Source organism: Variovorax sp. J31P179, assembly GCF_030316985.1.
Classification (GTDB): Bacteria; Pseudomonadota; Gammaproteobacteria; order Burkholderiales; family Burkholderiaceae_C; genus Variovorax; species Variovorax ginsengisoli_B.
This window is the reverse complement of sequence record NZ_JASZYL010000007.1, coordinates 429,875-448,894: the sequence shown is the minus strand read 5'-3', so window position 1 is coordinate 448,894 and position 19,020 is coordinate 429,875. Positions and strand designations below refer to the sequence as shown.

Genomic DNA, 19,020 nt, shown 5'->3' with positions numbered 1-19,020 from the left:
CTCGTCCGGGCACGGACTCGGACTTCCACCGGTTCCCGACCTTCGATCGCTCAGTCTTGACGATCGACCGCCATGAAGGCCTTGACATTCCAGCCCTCATAGAAGCGATTGCCGTCTTTCGCTCGGCGACGGCCGGAGACTTAGTTCGGCCACGACCGGACAGTCACTCGCCCGTCTGCTAGGACCGGTCTCGCTCGCTTACTTGCCGTTGGCTACTGGGCGGAAGCGCCCGTCGCGAGCCAAGAGGCCTACGCCGGAATCAAGGGTTTACCCGTAAACCCTATCAATTCATGGTCAGCCGCGAGGCGAACTCGCTGCTCCTTGGGAGATCTCATCTGCCAGCGTGCGCAGCAGCGGCACATAGCGCGTGGCAATCTCGCGATCTGTCACGGCGTTGTTTTGCAGAACCAGATTGATCGCGCCGATTGCGTGCTCGCCGATTCGTATCGGGAAGCCCACGGCCGTCACGCTGGCCTCGGTGAGCCATTCCCCCTTGTTCATCGCGTATCCACGTCGTCGCGTCTCCCGGAGCACCCGCTTCACATAGGCGCCGTCGCGCGCCATTTCTCCAATGGCGTCGGTGCGTTCCTGCAGCAACGATAGCGTGGCCTCGCGCTCTTCGTCTGCGCACCAGGTCAGCCACGCTCTGCCGAGCGAAGAGACGAGCATAGGAATGCGGATGCCGATCGTCGCGCGGTGCTGCGAGAGCATGCTCACCCGGTGGGTGGATTCCCGCACGATCATGAAACCACCGTCTGGCGTGGCCAGGTCGCTCGGCCATGAAAGGGCGCGCAGATGCGCGCGCATCGCTGGCGCCGCCACCCGGTCGATCCAGTCGGCGCCCACGTACCCCTCGGACAAGCGCCTGACTTCAAAGCCCAAGGCATAGGACAACCCGTCGTCCTTGTGGTGCACCAAGCCTTCTGTTTTTAATGTCTCGAGCAGGCGCTTGACGGTGGTGCGGTGCAGTCCGGTGACGCGAGCCAGTTCCACGACCCCACCAATGCCGCCGGGCATCGCGTTCAAGGCCCGCAGCACGGCCAGCCCGCGGCTCAGGCCGCGCACCTCCCGGTAGAGGGTCGAGTCCCCAAAACTTGCGGATACGGGCATTCGTCGCTTTCATTCGGTGCACTGTGTGCACGGACTATACGACTTGAGGTCCCCCTCAGACACTGCCAACCAGTCGCAAGGAATGCGACGACAGAAGCCTCAACCACCCTATTCAGGAGACAAGATGACCATCACTCGCCGTGCCCTTTGCACCATTGCCGCACTGGGTTTCGCCGCCAGCCCATCCTGGGCACAGGAGTGGCCTGCCAAGCAGCCCATCAAGATCATCGTGCCGTATCCGGCCGGCGGCAATGCCGACTCGGCGGCGCGCGCCGTCGCAGAGGCGGCGTCGGCCAATCTCAAGCAAACCATCATCATCGACAACCGCCCCGGCGCGTCCTCGATCATCGGCACCGAAGCCGTGGCCAGGGCGCCGGCGGACGGCTACACGATCGGGGTGGTTTCGGATTCCCACGCCATCAACCATGCGATGGCCAAGCTGCCGAAGGCCGCAGACGTGCTCGGCGCCAAGGTGCCCTACGACGCGCTGAAGGACTTCGTTCCCGTCTCAGGGATGATCATCGTGCCGCTGGTGCTCGTGGTGAATCCCAAGGTACCGGCTCGTACCGTGAAGGACCTGGTCCAGCTGTCCAAGGACAATAAGAACTCCGGCCTGAACTTCGGCACCATGGGAACGGGAAGCCCGTGGTTCATTCACATGCATCAGCTGCGCGGCTTGACGAAGGCTGACTTCGTGGATGTGCCCTACAAGGGTCTGGCGCCGGCGGCCACGGATCTGCTGGCGGGACAGATCGACACGATGGTCATGCCGGTGCACTACGCACAGCAGTACATCAAGGCGGGCAAGCTGGTGCCGATCGCCACGCTGGGCGCGCAACGCCATCCATTGCTGCCCGAGGTTCCGACGCTTGCCGAAAGTGGCTACCCGGGCCTGGCGATCTCCAACTACCTCTTCTTTGTCGCACCGGCCGGGACCCCGCCGGCCATCGTGGACAAGCTGGGCCGCGAGTTCAACGCGGCCCTCAAGCAGCCGGCGATGAAGGACAAGCTGGGTATCTCGGGCGACCCCTACCCGGCGGACTCTGCCGAACTGGCAGCCCGTGTGCGCCGAGACATCGAGACCTATGGCTCGGTAATCCAGGCAACGATCAAGTAACCAAGCAGGGAGGCCAATCATGACCCGATCGCAGGAATTTCAAACCGACGTGCTGGTGGTGGGCACCGGCCCAATGGGGGCGACGACCGCACTTGCACTGGCAACGTACGGCGTGCGCGTGCACGTGGTCAACCGCTACAACTGGACGGCCAATACACCGCGTGCGCACATCACCAACCAGCGCGCCATGGAAGTGCTGCGCGACCTGGGCGTTGAGCAAGAAGCCCGGCGCGATGCCACACCTTGGGAGTGGATGGGCGACACCCTTTTTACCACCAGTCTTGCCGGACCGGAGATCGCCCGGCTGCGCACCTGGGGCACCGGCGACGAGCGCGTCGGAGACTACCTGCAGGCCAGCCCCTGCCCAATGATGGATCTGCCGCAGGACCAGATGGAGCCACTGCTGGTGAAGAACGCCGTCGCGCGCGGGGCGATCTTTTCCTTCAACACCGAGTACCTAAGTCACGAGCAGGACACGTCGGGCGTGACAGTGAAGCTGCGCGATCTGCTCACCGGCCGCGAGTATCAGGTCAGGGCGCGTTACCTTGTTGGCGCAGACGGTGCCAAATCCAAGGTCATGGACGATGCAGGCCTGAAGGTGGAGGGGCAACTGGCGCGCGCTGCCACCGCCTACGTTCTGTTCACGGCCGACCTCACGCGCTATGTGGCCCACCGACCCAGCATCCTGTACTGGATGGTGACTTCCGACGCCTCTTTTGGCGAAATCGGCATGGGACTGTTACGAGCCATCAAACCCTGGAACCAATGGATCGCGGGCTGGGGTTTCGACATGTCGAAGGGCGAGCCCGATTTTTCGCCCGAAGAAGTCAAGCGCAAGGTGCGCGCGCTGGTCGGCGACCCAGACTTGGAGTTCAAGATCGACAGCACGTCGGTCTGGTACGTCAATCAAGCACATGCGCCTGTCTACTCCTCCGGCCGCGTCTTCTGCGGCGGCGATGCAGTCCACCGCCATCCGCCCTCGAGTGGCCTGGGCTCGAACACGTGCATGCAGGACGCCTTCAACCTGGCCTGGAAACTGGCATTCGTGGTCAAGGGGCACGCTGGCGAGCAACTGCTGGATTCATACACCCTCGAGCGCGCTCCGGTCGGCGCGCAGATCGTGAAGCGCGCCAATCAATCGCGACTGGACTATGCCCCGCTCCAACAGGCCTTCCGCAAGGCAGGCGCACCGGATCCGCTCGCCGCCGGGATCGACGAACTCGCCGATCCGGGTGCGGCGGGCATCGCCCGGCGCTCCGCGTTGGCCGAGGCATTGAAGCTGAAGAACTACGAGTTCAATGCGCAGGGCGTCGAGCTCAACCAGCGCTGCGTATCGGAGGCCGTCATTCCGGAGCCCGACGCAACCGAGGAGGTCTGGAAGCGCGACCCGCAGCTCCACGTCCAACCCACGACGCGCCCTGGCGCCAAGCTGCCTCACGCCTGGTTGGTGGGCGAGGACGGCCGTCGCGTGTCGACGCTGGATCTGACGGGCAAGGGCAAGGTCTCGCTGGTAACGGGGATCGCCGGTCAAGCCTGGGCGGACGCTGCGAAAGAGATGGACCTGCCGTTCCTCCGCACCGTTGTGATCGGAGGCCCGACCGCCCAGGACGTCTACTGCAGCTGGCACGCGGTCCGTGAAATCGAGGAAGCGGGTGCGTTGCTGGTGCGGCCCGACGGTGTCGTGGCTTGGCGCCAGCAAGCTGGGGTGGCGGATTCCGCGCAAGCCCGAGAGGAGCTTGAGCAGGCCCTGGCCTCGTTGCTGGACCAGAAGTCGCGGGTGTTGGAGGCGGCGTGATGGAACGCGCATTCCTGGGCATCTCGCATTCACCGCTGATGGGGCTCAACCCCGTCGCGCCGCCGGTGGAGCAAGCACTGAAGGCCGCCATTGCCAGCGCTCGCGATCAGGTCGTGGCATTCGCCCCGGAGCTCGTCGTGCTCGTGGCGCCGGATCACTACAACGGCTTCTTCAACGAGCTGATGCCGCCGTTCTGTATTGGCACGCAGGCGCGCTCGGTGGGTGACTATCTGACGCCGGCTGGTGACCTCCATGTGGATGCCGACGCGGCGGTGGCACTGGCCACGCGACTGATGGATGAGGACTTCGACCTCGCTGTATCGCGTCGCATGCAGGTCGATCATGGGTTCGCACAATCGCTGCAGCTTCTGTGGGGTGGCCTGGACACGCCGCCCGTGCTGCCGATCTTTCTAAACGCGGTCGCCCAGCCAGGAATCCCGCGTCTGCGCCGCTGCCGAGCGTTGGGAGAGGCCATCGGCCGCTTCCTCGACAAGGAGCCGCGGCGCACCCTGCTGATTGGCTCCGGCGGCCTCTCGCACGAGCCGCCGGTCCCTACGCTCTCACACCCGGACGCGGCCGTTCGCGAACGCATCACCCACCGCAGCGAGCCGACGCCAGAGGAGCGCGAGGCCAAGACACAACGTGTGATGGCCGCTGGCCTCGCGCTGGCAGCCGGCGACAGCGCCATGAAGCCCATCAACCCGGAGTGGGACCGCCGGTGGATGGACGGTCTGGTCGATGGCTCCGCGGGCCTCGATGCGCTGTGCGCCATGAGCGAGGACAGCATCGAAAGGGAGGGTGGTCTGTCGGCGCACGAGTCCAAGAGTTGGCTCGTCGCGCGCAGCGCCCTCGCCGTGGATCGCCCGCTGACCTGCGCCTTGCGCCACTACCAGGCCATCCCCGAATACATCGCCGGCTTCGGCCTCATGTTGCTAAAGCAATCCAACTGAACAGGAAGATCAAATGGACCCCCGCATCGAACAGTGGGCTGAGCGCTTGCGCATGGCCGAGTCTCAACGAGAGCCGATTGCCCCCTTGCGCGACGAACTCGGCACCGACCCGGACGGCAGCCTCGCCTACGCCATCCAGCAGGCCAACGTAGCGCATGCGCTGGCGCAGGGACGGCGGGTGGTGGGCCGCAAGATCGGTCTGACATCGCCTGCCGTTCAGCGCCAACTCGGTGTGGATCAGCCCGACTTCGGGACGTTGTTTGCCGACATGCTCTATGGGGACGACGAAGAAATCCCGCTTTCGCGCACGTTGCAGCCCAAGGTCGAGGCCGAAGTCGCGTTGGTCCTTGAGCGTGACCTGCCAGCCGCCGATACCACGCTGGTGGAACTGATCGGCGCTACGGCCTACGTCCTGCCAGCCATCGAGATCGTTGGCAGCCGAATCGCCAACTGGAACATCCGCTTTGCGGACACGGTCGCCGACAACGCCTCCAGCGGCCTGGTCGCGCTGGGCGGCGTACCGACCAAGCTCAACGCCTTGGACCTCAAGTTGTGTGGCATGACGATGCTGCGCGGCGAGGAGGCCGTGTCGAGCGGCAGCGGTGCGGCGTGCCTCGGCCATCCCCTCAACGCCGCTGTCTGGCTGGCACGCAAGCTGGCCTCTCTTGGTCAACCGCTGCGCGCGGGGGATCTGGTCCTCACGGGGGCGTTGGGACCCATGGTTCCCGTACTGCCAGGCGATCACTTCGAGGCACGTATCGAAGGAGTGGGCAGCGTTCGCGCCCGCTTCTCCGCAGCATGAGCCATCCCACCGAACCCCACGCGGCCGCCGAAGCCTTCGCAGTCGCATCACCCCAAAAGGAACATTCATGACCCGCAAACTGAAGGCCGCAATCATCGGCAGCGGCAACATCGGTACGGACTTGATGATCAAGATCCTACGCCACGGCCAGCGCATCGAAATGGGGGCGATGGTCGGCATCGACGCCGCGTCCGACGGGTTGGCACGTGCCGCGCGCATGGGCGTGGCAACGACCCACGAAGGCGTGCAAGGTCTCTCGCGCCTGCCCGTTTTCGATGACATCGACATCGTTTTCGACGCCACCTCTGCCGGCGCGCACGTTAAGAACGACGCATTCCTTCGCAGCCTCAAGCCCGAGATCCGCCTCGTAGACCTCACGCCCGCAGCGATCGGTCCGTACTGCATTCCTGTGGTCAATGGCCAGGCGCATCTGGACGCGCTCAACGTCAACATGGTCACGTGCGGTGGACAGGCCACCATCCCGATGGTGGCCGCCGTCTCGCGCGTGACGAAGGTTCACTACGGCGAAATCGTCGCCAGCATCTCGAGCAAGAGTGCCGGGCCCGGCACACGCGCCAACATCGACGAGTTCACGGAGACGACGTCCCAGGCCATCGAGGCGGTTGGCGGCGCTGCCAAAGGCAAAGCCATCATCGTGCTGAACCCGGCCGAACCGCCGCTGATGATGCGGGACACCGTCTACACACTGAGCGACTTCGCCGATGAGGACGAGATCGCCGCTTCTGTCGAGCGCATGGCCGCAGACGTACAGGCCTATGTGCAAGGCTATCGCGTCAAGCAGAGGGTGCAGTTCGACCGCATCGAGGCCGACCGCCCGATCCGCATTCCCGGCGTGGGAGCGCGCATGCACGGGCTGAAAACCTCCATCTTCCTGGAGGTAGAGGGCGCTGCGCACTACCTGCCTGCCTATGCCGGCAACCTCGACATCATGACCAGCGCCGCCTTGCGCACCGCCGAATCCATGGCCGAGCGGATGCTCACCGCCGTGCCAGCCTGAAGGAGACACCGATGAGCCATCAATCCGAAAAGAAGATCTACATCTCCGATGTGACCCTACGTGACGGCAGCCACGCCATTCGCCACCAGTACAGCGTAGAGCAAGCCAAGCAGATCGCCAAGGCGCTCGACGAGGCCAAGGTCGATTCCATCGAGGTCGCCCACGGCGACGGCCTGCAGGGCGGCAGTTTCAACTACGGGTTCGGTGCTCACACCGATGTCGAGTGGATCGAGGCGGTCGCCAGCGTGGTCAAGCACGCGAAGATTGCAACGCTACTGCTGCCTGGCATCGGAACGGTGCACGACCTCAAGGCGGCCTATGAAGCAGGAGCGCGCATCGTGCGCGTGGCGACGCATTGCACCGAGGCCGACGTTTCGAGACAGCACATCGAGTATGCGCGCCATCTGGGCATGGAGGCCGTGGGGTTTCTGATGATGAGTCACATGACCACGCCGCAAGCGCTGGCCGAGCAGGCCAAGCTGATGGAAAGCTATGGCGCGACCTGCTGCTACGTGGTGGACTCCGGCGGTGCGTTGAGCATGAACGAAGTGCGAGATCGATTTCGTGCGTTCAAGGACGTGCTCAGGCCCGAAACGCAGACGGGCATGCACGCGCACCACAACCTGAGCCTGGGCGTCGCCAATAGCATCGTCGCGGTTGAAGAAGGCTGTGACCGCGTCGACGCAAGCCTGGCGGGGATGGGCGCCGGGGCGGGTAACGCACCGCTGGAGGTGTTCATTGCAGCAGCCGCGCGTATGGGCTGGAACCACGGCACCGACCTCTACAAGCTGATGGACGCGGCCGACGACATCGTCCGCCCTTTGCAAGACCGTCCCGTTCGCGTGGATCGCGAGACGCTGGCGCTCGGCTATGCCGGGGTGTATTCGAGTTTCCTGCGCCATTCGGAAGCAGCCGCCGGCAAGTACGGTCTGAAAACGGTGGACATCCTGGTCGAGCTGGGCAAACGCCGCATGGTCGGTGGTCAGGAAGACATGATCGTTGACGTGGCCCTTGACCTGTTGAAGGGCGTCGAACACGAGCGCGTTCACCAGCCGCCCACCATGAGCGAAGCCGCCTGAGTCCCTTTTCCCGAAATCAACACAACCGAGACCAAGTCATGTCCACCAACAACGCTCCCATCACCGAATCCCACACAAGCCGCTTCGTCCGCATCAAGGAAGGCGACCTCGACCTACAACTGCACTACAACGATGCCGGTAGCGGCGCCGAGACTGTGGTGATGCTGCACGGCTCGGGCCCCGGCGCAAGCGGCTGGGCCAATTTCAACCGCAACGTCGAGCCGTTCGTGGCCGCCGGCTACCGCGTCGTCCTGATGGACTGTCCGGGCTGGAGCAAGAGCGACCCAGTGGTCAGCACCGGCTCGCGTTCCGACCTCAACGCACGGGCGCTCAAGGGCCTGATGGACGCCATTGGCCTCGACAAGGTGCATATCGTCGGCAACTCGATGGGTGGGCACAGCGCGGTTGCCTTCGCGCTGGCCAACCCCGAACGCGTGGGCAAGCTGGTGCTGATGGGTGGCGGTACCGGGGGGCTCAGCCCGTTCGTGCCGATGCCCACCGAGGGCATCAAGCTGATTGGCGCGCTGTACCGTGATCCGACGATCGAGAACCTCAAGCGCATGATGAACGTGTTTGTCTACGACACGAGCAATCTCACCGAGGAGCTTTTCCAGGCGCGCCTGGAAAACATGCTCAGCCGCCGCGATCACCTCGAGAACTTCGTCAAGAGCACCGAGGCGAACCCGAAGCAGTTTCCCGATGTGGGGCACCGGCTTGGCGAGATCGCGGCTCCGACGCTGGTGGTCTGGGGGCGTGACGACCGCTTCGTTCCCCTGGACATCGGCCTGCGGCTGGTGACCGGCCTGCAGAAGGCCGACCTGCACGTGTTCAGCCGCTGCGGCCACTGGGCGCAGTGGGAGCACGCCGACAAGTTCAACCGCATGGTGCTGGACTTCCTGGCGCGCTGAACCAACTCGGACGCTGATCTTTTCTTGAACGCCTCGCTCGATGCGCGGCGATTGGACACCCGCGTCCGGAGGTCTGTGCGAATCGAAAGGAGCCACTGGCTCGTCAAGCGATCCCCCGGCCGGGCGTGGGAGTCCGGCGATTTTTCTCTAGTTCAACGGAGACTTCCATGACCAAGATGATGAATGCTGCACGTCTGCACAAGATCGGTGAACCTTTCCAGGTTGACACGATCCCGGTACCCGAAGTTCGGTCCACCGACGTGCTTGTCGAAGTGAAAGCCGCGGGCGTCGTGCCTAACCTGCGCAATGTGGTCACCAGCTATCCGAAGTGGTTTCCCTTCCTGCCATTGCCTGCTTTGCCCGCAATCTACGGCCTCGACTCGGCCGGCGTGGTGACGCAGGTGGGCAGCCAAGTCCGCGCAGACATCAAGCCCGGCGACCGCGTCTACGTGAATCCGGGGCTATCGTGCGGAAGCTGCCTCGCATGCCGGCGCGGCGATCACATCAACTGCACCTCCTACACGTTCCAGGGCTACTTCGGCTTTGGTCCGGGCTCGCAGCAGCTCTTCGAGGACTACCCATACGGAGGCTTCGGCCAGTACCTGACGGCACCCGCCGCCAACCTGGTGAAGCTGCCCGACAGCATCAGCTTCGAGCAAGGCGCTCGCTTCGGCTATCTGGGCACCGCTTACTCGGCACTGCGAAAGGCGCAGTTCTCCCCAGGTCAGACGGTGCTCATTGACGGCGCGACGGGCACACTGGGGTTGGGCGCGGTCATGCTTGCGCTGGCCATGGGCGCGGCCAAAATCTTCGCGACGGGGCGCAACACCACGCTGCTCGAAAAGCTGCAGCAACTGAATCCGCAGCGCATCGTCCCGATCGCGCTCGGATCGCGGCCGACTTCCGAAATCGTGATGGAAGCGACCGGGGGTTTCGGTGTCGATGCGCTCATCGAGGCGCTGGGCCCCAATGCTGCGGTGGCGACGGTGCTCGACTCGTTCAATGCTCTGCGCCGCGGAGGGAAGGCGATCAACATTGGCGGCGTTGCCGATCCCATCCCGCTGGAGCCGTTCCCCCTCATGTGCCTGCAGAAGTCCTACATCGGCTCGCTGTGGTTCACGACCGCGGAAGGCGAGGACATGGCGGCGATGGCCCACGCGGGCACGCTCAATCTCAGGGTGTTCGAGCACGAGCGCTTTCCGCTTGAGCGTGTCAATGAAGCGCTGGATGCGATCGACCAGCGCAGCGGCGGATTCACCAACGTAGTGATCATGCATTGAGCGGCACAAAAGGAGCACACCATGCACATCCGACGCATCGTCACCGGCCACGACCGGAAAGGAAACGCCGTTTTCGTATCGGACGCGGCTGCACCGCGTACCACCGAGTTCGAGCACGTTCCAGGCTTTGTTACTTCCTTGCTGTGGGAGACGGCCCCCAACGCGACAGTGCCCGCGGGCGAGGGTGACCCGGCAGTCTCTGCCATGTCATGGACGCCGCCGCCAGGTGGCACGAACCTGATGTTCATCACGTTTCCTCCCGACGCTGTGATGATGACTCCCGACTTCGATCCGGCTGCCGCCGGAGGTGAGTACATGCGAGTGCTGCCCGGTTTGGCTGAGAAGTTCGAGATGGATCACCCCGGCATGCATACCTCCGACTCCGTTGACTACGGCGTGTTGATCGACGGCGAGCTACACCTCGAACTCGACGATGGCGCTACGAAGAAGCTCGCGCCGCGCGATGTGGTCGTTCAGAACGGCACACGCCACGCCTGGCGCAACAAGAGCGACAAGCCGGCGACCATGCTGTTCGTCCTTGTCGGGGCAAAGCGCTCCTGAGCTGGGCATTGGAGTCGTGGCCCCGACTTCTCCGACCGCTTTCGATCGCACCGCTGCCACTCGTCGGTCGAAGGTGGATGGCGGGGTCAGGGCCCATCTGAGACATCCACGGATCGCGAGCGACCGATAGCAACCAGTCTTGAGGCGACTTCCGACTGGAACGGAAGCACGCGAACGCCCATATCGCGGCCGTGTGTGCCACATGCGATCACCGCCGGCATTCAAGACGTGACTGTGCGGCGCTGCACTACGTGGACTATTGCACGCTGGTGCTCCTCGAGAAGGCAGCCAGCGCGTCACCGCTTTGCATCGCTCGAATGCAAGAGTAGATGTACGAACTACTCTTGGTTGCGAGCAATCCGCACCATGGCGTCGCTCATGTCCGCGAGCATGAGCGATGTTTCCTTGAACAAGCGTGCGAAGAGCACAAGGAGTACGGCCAAACCAATCCCCACGGCGAGCGCGACCATCCCGCCGCCGGTCCTGAGCAACGCGACGACACCGCCGATCGCACAGGCGGCCGCAAGCAGGAGGCCAATCACGTAGAACACTTGAACAAAGCCGCGAAAGATCGGGTAGATGCTTTCCACCCGCAATCTCCCAACGAATTCGTCAATGCCGACGGTTGGACGTCTATTCCTCCGCGCGGGCATCTCGCCGGTAAAGACGGGGTCAATCCGCGATCCGACAGGGGCCGATCCTATGTGCTCTTCCTGGGCGTGATGGGAATGTGTGTTCATGGTCCGACCTCAGTGAATTGGAACTCGTGGCGCTTTTGGTGCACGAGCATGAAGCGTATGCGGCCATCATGCTGCCAAGCGCAGTGCGGGTCCTGCCCCTCCCGCAGGGAGGGGGTGTGCACTGCAGGCAATTGAGCCACCGACAGTGTGAAAAAGCCCACGTTCTCAGGCGTTGTCCGGCTCCAGTGGGCGAGCCTCTTGGGCGCTGGGGTGGCGAATGGGGCACGGCGAGTCGTATGCAGAGGAATTCGATGATTGGCTTGCGCGCCAGCCGATGGACATGCTTGAAGCCTATCAAGGAAAGCACCGCGCGCCTCTCGAATGGGCGGAAATCTGGCCAGTGCACGAGGCTTGACACAGACGAAGTTGCAGATCCTGCAGCCTACGGCCGTACCTGCCGAGTTCGGCCAGGAGCTGTCGTGCGCCGGCAGCCCATACTCGCCTCCCTCAATAGCTTGGGGTACGCCAAGCGAGGACTCCAGCGACCGATGGGTCGCAGCAACGCAAGGCGTGTTGCCGTGCGCCTTCTCCAAAGCCGCCGGCGCGGCGCTACGTCTACGAACAAGGGGCGATTCGCCGACGGCTGTCACAACTCCGATGCAGTTGGCTGGCGCGCGCAGCAGGCTTAGCATCGCGCAAGCAGAAAGGGGGTCTCATGAGCGCCGATCCAACCGACCACGCTTCCCCGACCAAGGCCGAACCACCCGCCGCGCGGCTGCGTCGCTTTTTCGACCTGCCAGGTCCCAAAGGAGTGCCTCTGCTCGGCAACGCGCTCCAGATCAAGCCGGAAGCCTTCCATCGGATTCTCGAGGGATGGACGGAGGAGTACGGGGGCTTGTTCCGCTTCTCGATCGCCGAGCGCAACTTTCTTTGCGTGAGCGACCCAGCGCTCAACGCCTCCGTGCTCAAGCAGCGCCCGGAGGGATTCATCAAGGGGCCGCGACTGGTGCAGGTCTGCAAGGATCTTGGCTTTCACGGCCTGTTCTCCGCCAACGGGGAAGCGTGGCGCCGCCAGCGTCAGATCGTGCTGGCGGGGCTGGATCCGGCACACCTGAAGACTTTTCTGCCTTCCATCGAAGCGGTCACGGCCCGGCTTCGCGCACGTTGGTTGAGCGACGCGCACAGCGATCGTGAAATCGATCTCATGACCGACCTGATGCGCTACACGGTGGACGTGACCACCTGCCTTGCGTTCGGCCGCAACCTCAACACACTGGAGCGGGGCGATCATGATGTGATCCAGCAACACCTCAACGTGATCTTTCCGACCTTGGCGCGCCGCGTCCTCGCGCCGATCGACTTCGAGCGCTGGCTGCCCAAGCCTGGGCTTCGGCAGCACGTGGAAGCATTGCAGGGCGCGGTGCAGAAGTTCATCCGGGAGGAGCGTCAGCACATCGAGCGCCGGCCTGAACTGATGCAGCGCCCCGAAAACCTGCTGCAGGCGCTCATTGCCGCCTGCGACAGAGAGAGTGCGGGGCTCAGTGACGAGGATCTGTCCGGCAATGTGCTGACCATGCTGCTCGCCGGCGAGGACACGACCGCCAATACCCTGGGTTGGCTCATCTGGCTCCTGCACGACCACCCCGACGAGTGGAAGCGGGCGCGGAACGAGGTCGATGCGATCGTCGGCGCGGGCCAGATCCCACGCTCGACCGATCAACTCTCACAGCTCGACTTCGTCGAGGCCTGCGCCAACGAAGCGATGCGCCTCAAGCCGGTCGCCCCCATCAACATCGTCCAAGCTGCGCATGACGTCGTGATCGGCGACGTCGCGGTCCCAGGAGGCGTGTTCGTGACCTGCGTGATGCGCCCTGCCGGCATGGATGCAAATCGTTTCGATGAGCCGAAGGCGTTTCGCCCGACGCGCTGGATCGATGGCACTCACGCAGAGGGCGAGCGGATGATGGGTGCCAAGCGCGTAGTGATGCCCTTCGGTGGTGGCCCGCGCGTGTGCCCAGGTCGCTATCTCGCACTGGCGGAGATCAAGATGGTGATGGCGACATTGCTCGCGAACTTCGACATCGCGCAGATGAGGACGCCCGAGGGCGGGCCGGCGGAATACATGTCGCTCACGATGTCTCCCGTCGGGCTGTCGGTTCACCTTTCACCCCGGGCCATCAGCACTTCTTCGTGACACAAACCTCTTTGGCCGTGACGACGATCACCGGCGCCTGTCTGCCGGCATTGGACGCCGGCCCAGTTCAATTGCCACGGCCATGGCCACGCCTTGGCGAGTCAACTTGAATTCGACGCGGCTGCCGGGTGCCAGCATCGCCGTCTCATTGATGAGGGCCGTGGCATCGGCGATGCTTTTGCCATTCATCGAAGTGACGGTGTCGCCCACGCGCAATCCGGCTTTCTCGCCCGGCCCACCGCGCTGGACCTTCTCTACCACCGCGCCGGATGCATCGGGGGCGCTGCGCTTGGCATCGCGCGCGACCACGCCGATCCAGCCTCGCTCGACGCGCCCATGCGCAATGATCTGGTCCATCACCTCGCGCGCCAAGCTCACCGGGATCGCGAAGCCGATGCCCTGGGATCCTCCGCTTTCCGAGTAGATGGCCGCATTGATTCCGACCAGGTTGCCGTCGATGTCCACCAATGCGCCGCCCGAGTTGCCGGGGTTGATGGCTGCGTCGGTCTGGATGAAGTTCTCGAACGTGTTGATGCCAAGCCGATTCCGGCCGGTTGCGCTCACGATGCCCTGAGTCACGGTCTGTCCGACCCCGAACGGGTCACCCACGGCAAGCACGATGTCACCCACCTGGACCGAACCCGCCTCCGCGAATGTGATCGGCGGGAGGCCCGTCGCATCGATCTTCAGCACAGCGAGATCGGTGTCGGGGTCGCGGCCAAGCAACTGCGCGTCAGCCACCTTGCCGTTCGGCAGCATGACGGCGATTTCAGTCGCACCGTCGACCACGTGGTTGTTGGTCAGGATATAGCCCTGTGCCGCGACGATCACGCCGGAGCCCAGGCTCAGCGAATCCTGCCCGCGCCGGCTGCGGCGGCTTGGCGCGCCGCGCGTGTAGATGTTGACCACCGAGGCCGACGCCTTGCGCGCCGCCAAGCGATAGCCCGTGTCGCGCCGCCCAAGTATCGTGTTCGCCAGCGATGAGCTGCCGCCTGCCTCATGAATCGTGACGATGTCGTTGCGGGCGGGCGGCGACGCGGCAGGGCGGAATGCTTGCCAGGCGATCAGCAGGCCGGCACCCACGGTCACAGCTTGGGCGAGCAGCATCCACAGTCGATGCAGAGTGATCGAATTGACCTTCATTCAAGCAAGCGCGCCGACATCCCGCCGCAGCCCCGCCGAACCTCTACCCCCGCACCACCAGCGCGTCCGGCAGCTCGATCTTCACCTCCAGCACCTCCAGGTCGTCCTGCTTCTCCAGGTGCACCTTGATGTCTTCGGCCTTGATCGACACGTACTTCGAAATCACCGCGATCAGCTCGCGCTGCAGTTCCGGCAGGTAGTCCGGCCGCTTGGCGCCCAGGCTGCTGCGCTCGTGGGCCAGGATGATCTGCAGCCGCTCCTTGGCGACGCTCGCCGTCTTCTTCTTCTCGCCCAGCAGAAAGGAAAACAGGGACATGGCTACCTTCCGAAGATGCGTTTGAAGAAGCCCGGCTTCTCGGCGTCGACGAAGCGCATCGGCTTGTCCTCGCCCAGGAAGCGCGCCACCACGTCGCTGTAGGCCTGCGCCACGTCGGTGTCCTTGTCGTGGATCGCCGGCACGCCCTGGTTGGAGGCCTGCAGCACCGATTCGGACTCGGGGATGACGCCGATCAGCTTGATCCGCAGGATGTCCTGGATGTCTTCCAGCGACAGCATCTGGCCGCCCGCCACGCGGTTGGGGTTGTAGCGCGTGATCAGCAGGTGTTCCTTGATCGGCTCGCCGCCTTCCTTGGCGCGCTTGGTCTTGGAGCCCAGCATGCCCAGGATGCGGTCCGAGTCGCGCACTGAAGACACCTCGGGGTTGGTCACGATCAGCGCCTCGTCGGCGAAGTGCATCGCCATCATCGCGCCGGTCTCGATGCCGGCCGGCGAGTCGCAGACGATGTAGTCGAAGCCCTGCTCGGCCAGTTCCTTCAGGATCTTCTCGACGCCGTCCTGCGTCAGCGCTTCCTTGTCGCGGGTCTGCGAGGCAGCCAGCACGAACAGGTTGTCGCACTGCTTGTCCTTGATCAGCGCCTGGCTCAGGTTGGCCTCGCCCTGGATCACGTTGACCAGGTCGTACACCACGCGCCGCTCGCAGCCCATGATCAGGTCCAGGTTGCGCAGGCCGACGTCGAAATCGATCACGGCCGTCTTCTTGCCTGCCAATGCCAGTCCCGATGCAAAGCTCGCGCTCGTGGTCGTCTTGCCGACGCCGCCCTTGCCCGAGGTCACCACCACAATTTTGGCCATGCCATTCCTTCTTCGTTCGTTCGTTTCAGTTATTGGGTCGCCGGGCGCACACGCCCTCGATCACAGGATCGGCTCCATGACGATTTTCTTGCCGTCGAGCGAGATCCGGGCCGGCTTGCCGGCGATCTCGGCCGGCAGCGCCACCTCCGCCGTGCGGTAGATGCCCGCAATGGCCACCAGCTGGGCCTCCATGCAGGTCGTGAAGATGCGCGCCGAGGTGTCGCCCCGGGCACCGGCAATGGCCTTGCCGCGCAGCGGCGCGTACACATGGACGTTGCCGTCGGCGATGACTTCGGCGCCGTAGCTCACCAGCGCGGTCACGATGACGTCGCCGCCGCGGGCGTAGACCTGCTGGCCCGAGCGCAGCGGCTTGTCGATCACCAGCGTGCCGTTGGCCGGCACCGGCACCTCGCGCACGATCTGGGGCGCTTCGGGGGCCGGCGCCGGGGCTTCGGCGGGCGCCGGGGCAGGGCGGGGCACCGGCGCCACCGGCATCGCGGTGACCGACAGGCCGGCCGCGCGGGCCGCGGCGTTCTGGGCATCGCTGCCGCCGCGCACCGCCACCGGCTGGGTCTGGTGGCGCGCCAGCAGGCCGCGCAGGGCGGTGAAGTCGAGCGCGCGGCCGGCGTCCGCCGGGTCTTCTTCGGGCAGTTGCGAGAGGTCGATGACCACCGGCTCCTGCTCGAAGAAGTCGGGCGAGTCCGCCAACTGGGCGTCGAGCGCTTCCGCCAGCACCTCGAGATCGGATGTCTTGAGGATGACCGCGATGAGCGGCAGCGTGGCGCTCTTGAATTCGAATACCGCCCTGGTGCGCGCGGCGGATGCATCTGCCATGGAAAAGCTTGGTGCGAAAAGCGTTGGAGTCTAACGGGCACGGGGCTCCGCGTGGAAAAAGGGCGCTCCAAACGGCCTCGCGGACAACATTTCTTGCACCAGGTTTCACTTGGGCGGCCCATCGATTCGCCCGCCCCGTGACATCCCTCACGCCCCGCGGCCCGCGCCCGCACTCGCTTAGTGCAATTGCACTATTCATCGCGCCGCCATCGGCACCGAGACTCGTTGCACCGCTGTAACAGTTCGTTAGCGGGCCGAATTTCACCTGAGGAGTCTGATTTTGTTGCGTACCCACCCGAAAAGCCGAATTGCCCTGTCCACAGCGCTGCTGCTGTCGCTCGCCGCCTGCGGCGGAGGGGGCGGCGGCAGCGGCGGCTTCCTGCCCACTGGCACCACCGCGGGCACCGGCTCGGGCACCACCGGCGGCGGCAACAGCGGCACCACGGCCGCCGCCAAGCTGAACGGCATCGCCGCCACCGGAGCCGCCTTCGCCGGCGCCAAGGTGACGGTGGTCGACCAGCGCGGCGTCACGGTGTGCACCACCGAGACCGATGCCAAGGGCGCCTACGAATGCACCCTGCCGGCCGACACCAAGGCGCCGCTGGTGGTCACGGCCGCCCGCGACGACCTGACCCTCTACAGCACGACCGCCAGCGCCACCGGCGGCAACGTCAACGTCACGCCGCTGACGACCATCATCGTCTCGCGGCTGTCGCCCGACGGCAACCCGGCCAGCCTGGCGGGTGCCATCGCGACCAAGCCCGACACCGTGACCGACAGCACGGTCAAGCAGCAGGTGGCCGAGCTGGTCGCCGCGCTGAAGCCGTTGCTGACCCTGCTGGGCGACGCCGTCGACCCGATCAGCGGCGCCTTCACGGCCGACGGCTCGGGCCACGACCGGCTGCTGGACTCGATCTCGGTCAGCGTGCGCCCCGACGGCGCGGGCGCCAATATCGAGATCACGGTCAAGGCCGTGCCCACCAGCGAGGACGCCGCCCCGCTCTCGATCAGCTTCCGCAGCGACGCGACGCTGCCGGCGCTGCCGCAATCCGTTGCCACCGCAACGCTCGCGCCGGCCGGCGCCTCGCTGGCCGTGGCCTCGCTGTTCGACCGCCTGACCCAGTGCTTCGCGCTGCCGCTGAGCAAGCGCGTCACCGCGGCCAACGACAGCACCGCCGTGACGGGTGGCCCGGACCAGGTCATCGCCACCGAGTGCCGCACGCTGTTCGTCAACGACAACCCGGCCAGCTACCTCAGCAACGGCAGCACTGTCGGCCGCGACATCAACAACCAGGGCGCCTTCGCCGGCCTGTTCCGTCCTGGCGCCACGGGCGTCAAGTACGACCGCGGCGAGCATCAGTTCTTCCGTGCCAACGGCGACCAGGTGCTGAGCTACCGCACCACCGACGGCACGGGCGCGGTGCAGAACCAGACCATCGTCGCGCGCGACGTCGGCGGCACCTTCAAGCTGATCGGCAACCAGTACAACTACTCGGTCAGCGTCGCGCCGACCGTGCAGGACCGCGACTTCGTGAGCGCGCCTGCTTACAACTACCTCAGCGTGTCCTACGACGTCTCGATCCCCAACCGGAAGGACGGCCAGGGCAATGCGATCTTCACCAAGGCGGTCGTGACGGCACCCAACGGCGCCAGCTACACCTACAAGCCGGGTGCGGGCAATGCCAACCTGGTGGTCGACAAGCCGGACGGCAACTCGGCCAGCACCTCGCTGCTGCGCCTGGCCGCGGGCTTCCGCGATACGTCGAAGAGCGGCAGCCCGGCCGACTTCGAAAGCTCGTACTTCCTGAGCCCGCAGCTCAGCGACGAGCAGCTGCGCCAGCTGCCGGAGCAGGGCGCCTTCAAGGTCGAGTTCTTCCACGTCGACACCAACAAGGCCAACGTGGTCCAGACGCACCGCATGATCACCCGGGTGCCGACCATCGCCGAGGCCAGGCAGCTGAAGTTCGCCGACCTCACGGCCGGCATGCGCAACGAGATCAAGGGCATCGCGCCGGCCCAGGCGCTGGTCTTCGATGCGCCGACCGCCAACGAGCCCAGCCTGGTCGACTTCAGCGCCGAGGGCGACCTGGACGCCTGGACCGTGCCCGACGGCGCCCCGGCCCCGACCGCCTTCACGGTCTACGGCGCCTCGTCGAGCAGCGTGCAGTTCGAGGACAAGGTCGACGTCGCCAGCTCGGCGCGCAAGGCGAAGGTCTACTGTTCGTCGGAAGGCGGCACCGACAACCATTGCACCACGATCAACGGCAACTCGGTCTATAACGGCGGCACCAGCATCAACCTGTTCCAGCTCTCCGCCACCAGCGCGCAGCAGGTGCTGTTCCTGAAGGGATTCTCGACCCGCATCCCGGCCAACTGAAGCAAGTCACTGCGCGGCCCTCCCGGGCTGCGCGGTCTCCA

General features: G+C 65.0%; 17 protein-coding genes. 11 read left to right on the top strand and 6 right to left on the bottom strand.

Annotated elements, in window-relative coordinates; translation table 11 throughout:
* Positions 1 to 294 precede the first annotated feature (294 nt).
* A complete protein-coding gene (locus QTI17_RS20985) occupies positions 295 to 1,110 on the bottom strand; it encodes a DNA-binding transcriptional regulator (protein WP_286535336.1) in 816 nt (271 codons plus the stop codon).
* A 124-nt stretch (positions 1,111 to 1,234) separates the two neighbouring features.
* Here QTI17_RS20985 and QTI17_RS20980 point away from each other — a divergent pair, with 124 nt between their 5' ends.
* From QTI17_RS20980 to QTI17_RS20940, 9 genes are all read left to right on the top strand, one after another.
* Positions 1,235 to 2,227 (top strand): Bug family tripartite tricarboxylate transporter substrate binding protein, encoded by a 993-nt coding sequence (locus QTI17_RS20980; RefSeq protein ID WP_286535335.1) that lies wholly within the window; start codon positions 1,235 to 1,237, stop codon positions 2,225 to 2,227.
* A 19-nt stretch (positions 2,228 to 2,246) separates the two neighbouring features.
* On the top strand, positions 2,247 to 4,022 hold the full coding sequence (locus QTI17_RS20975) for an FAD-dependent oxidoreductase (RefSeq protein WP_286535334.1): 1,776 nt from the start codon (positions 2,247 to 2,249) through the stop codon (positions 4,020 to 4,022).
* Complete coding sequence (locus tag QTI17_RS20970; protein WP_286535333.1) at positions 4,022 to 4,972, top strand: 3-carboxyethylcatechol 2,3-dioxygenase; 951 nt, start codon at positions 4,022 to 4,024, stop codon at positions 4,970 to 4,972. Before QTI17_RS20975 ends, QTI17_RS20970 begins: the two co-directional genes overlap by 1 nt.
* A 13-nt stretch (positions 4,973 to 4,985) precedes the next feature.
* Entirely contained in the window at positions 4,986 to 5,774 is a 789-nt protein-coding gene (gene mhpD / locus QTI17_RS20965) for a 2-keto-4-pentenoate hydratase (protein WP_286535332.1), read from the top strand.
* A 67-nt stretch (positions 5,775 to 5,841) separates the two neighbouring features.
* Positions 5,842 to 6,792 (top strand): acetaldehyde dehydrogenase (acetylating), encoded by a 951-nt coding sequence (locus tag QTI17_RS20960; RefSeq protein WP_286535331.1) that lies wholly within the window; start codon positions 5,842 to 5,844, stop codon positions 6,790 to 6,792.
* Positions 6,793 to 6,803: 11 nt separating this feature from the next.
* Positions 6,804 to 7,871 (top strand): 4-hydroxy-2-oxovalerate aldolase, encoded by a 1,068-nt coding sequence (dmpG, locus tag QTI17_RS20955; RefSeq protein WP_286535329.1) that lies wholly within the window; start codon positions 6,804 to 6,806, stop codon positions 7,869 to 7,871.
* 38 nt (positions 7,872 to 7,909) lie between these two features.
* A complete protein-coding gene (locus tag QTI17_RS20950; RefSeq protein ID WP_286535328.1) occupies positions 7,910 to 8,779 on the top strand; it encodes an alpha/beta fold hydrolase in 870 nt (289 codons plus the stop codon).
* Positions 8,780 to 8,946: 167 nt separating this feature from the next.
* Positions 8,947 to 10,059, top strand: a complete 1,113-nt coding sequence (locus QTI17_RS20945) for an alcohol dehydrogenase catalytic domain-containing protein (RefSeq protein WP_286535327.1) — start codon at positions 8,947 to 8,949, stop codon at positions 10,057 to 10,059.
* A gap of 21 nt (positions 10,060 to 10,080) precedes the next feature.
* Positions 10,081 to 10,620, top strand: coding sequence for a cupin domain-containing protein (locus tag QTI17_RS20940; protein WP_286535325.1), 540 nt, complete (start codon positions 10,081 to 10,083; stop codon positions 10,618 to 10,620).
* A gap of 338 nt (positions 10,621 to 10,958) precedes the next feature.
* Here QTI17_RS20940 and QTI17_RS20935 read toward each other — a convergent pair whose 3' ends face one another.
* Complete coding sequence (locus tag QTI17_RS20935; RefSeq protein ID WP_286535323.1) at positions 10,959 to 11,360, bottom strand: DUF4282 domain-containing protein; 402 nt, start codon at positions 11,358 to 11,360, stop codon at positions 10,959 to 10,961.
* Between the two features lie 655 nt (positions 11,361 to 12,015).
* Here QTI17_RS20935 and QTI17_RS20930 point away from each other — a divergent pair.
* Positions 12,016 to 13,494, top strand: coding sequence for a cytochrome P450 (locus QTI17_RS20930; protein ID WP_286535322.1), 1,479 nt, complete (start codon positions 12,016 to 12,018; stop codon positions 13,492 to 13,494).
* A 27-nt stretch (positions 13,495 to 13,521) separates the two neighbouring features.
* Here QTI17_RS20930 and QTI17_RS20925 read toward each other — a convergent pair whose 3' ends face one another.
* From QTI17_RS20925 to minC, 4 genes are read right to left on the bottom strand one after another with little or no spacing between them, the layout of a single operon-like run.
* Entirely contained in the window at positions 13,522 to 14,637 is a 1,116-nt protein-coding gene (locus QTI17_RS20925) for a S1C family serine protease (protein ID WP_286535320.1), read from the bottom strand.
* 43 nt (positions 14,638 to 14,680) lie between these two features.
* Positions 14,681 to 14,953 carry a cell division topological specificity factor MinE gene (gene minE, locus QTI17_RS20920; protein WP_286535319.1) on the bottom strand — a complete coding sequence of 91 codons (273 nt, stop codon included), beginning with the start codon at positions 14,951 to 14,953 and terminating at the stop codon, positions 14,681 to 14,683.
* Between the two features lie 2 nt (positions 14,954 to 14,955).
* Positions 14,956 to 15,768, bottom strand: a complete 813-nt coding sequence (gene minD, locus QTI17_RS20915) for a septum site-determining protein MinD (protein ID WP_286529352.1) — start codon at positions 15,766 to 15,768, stop codon at positions 14,956 to 14,958.
* Between the two features lie 60 nt (positions 15,769 to 15,828).
* Positions 15,829 to 16,602 carry a septum site-determining protein MinC gene (minC, locus tag QTI17_RS20910; RefSeq protein ID WP_286535318.1) on the bottom strand — a complete coding sequence of 258 codons (774 nt, stop codon included), beginning with the start codon at positions 16,600 to 16,602 and terminating at the stop codon, positions 15,829 to 15,831.
* Between the two features lie 280 nt (positions 16,603 to 16,882).
* Here minC and QTI17_RS20905 point away from each other — a divergent pair, with 280 nt between their 5' ends.
* The gene (locus tag QTI17_RS20905) at positions 16,883 to 18,979 is read left to right on the top strand and encodes a carboxypeptidase regulatory-like domain-containing protein (RefSeq protein WP_286535317.1); all 2,097 of its coding nucleotides are present in this window, start codon (positions 16,883 to 16,885) and stop codon (positions 18,977 to 18,979) included.
* Positions 18,980 to 19,020: the final 41 nt, after the last annotated feature.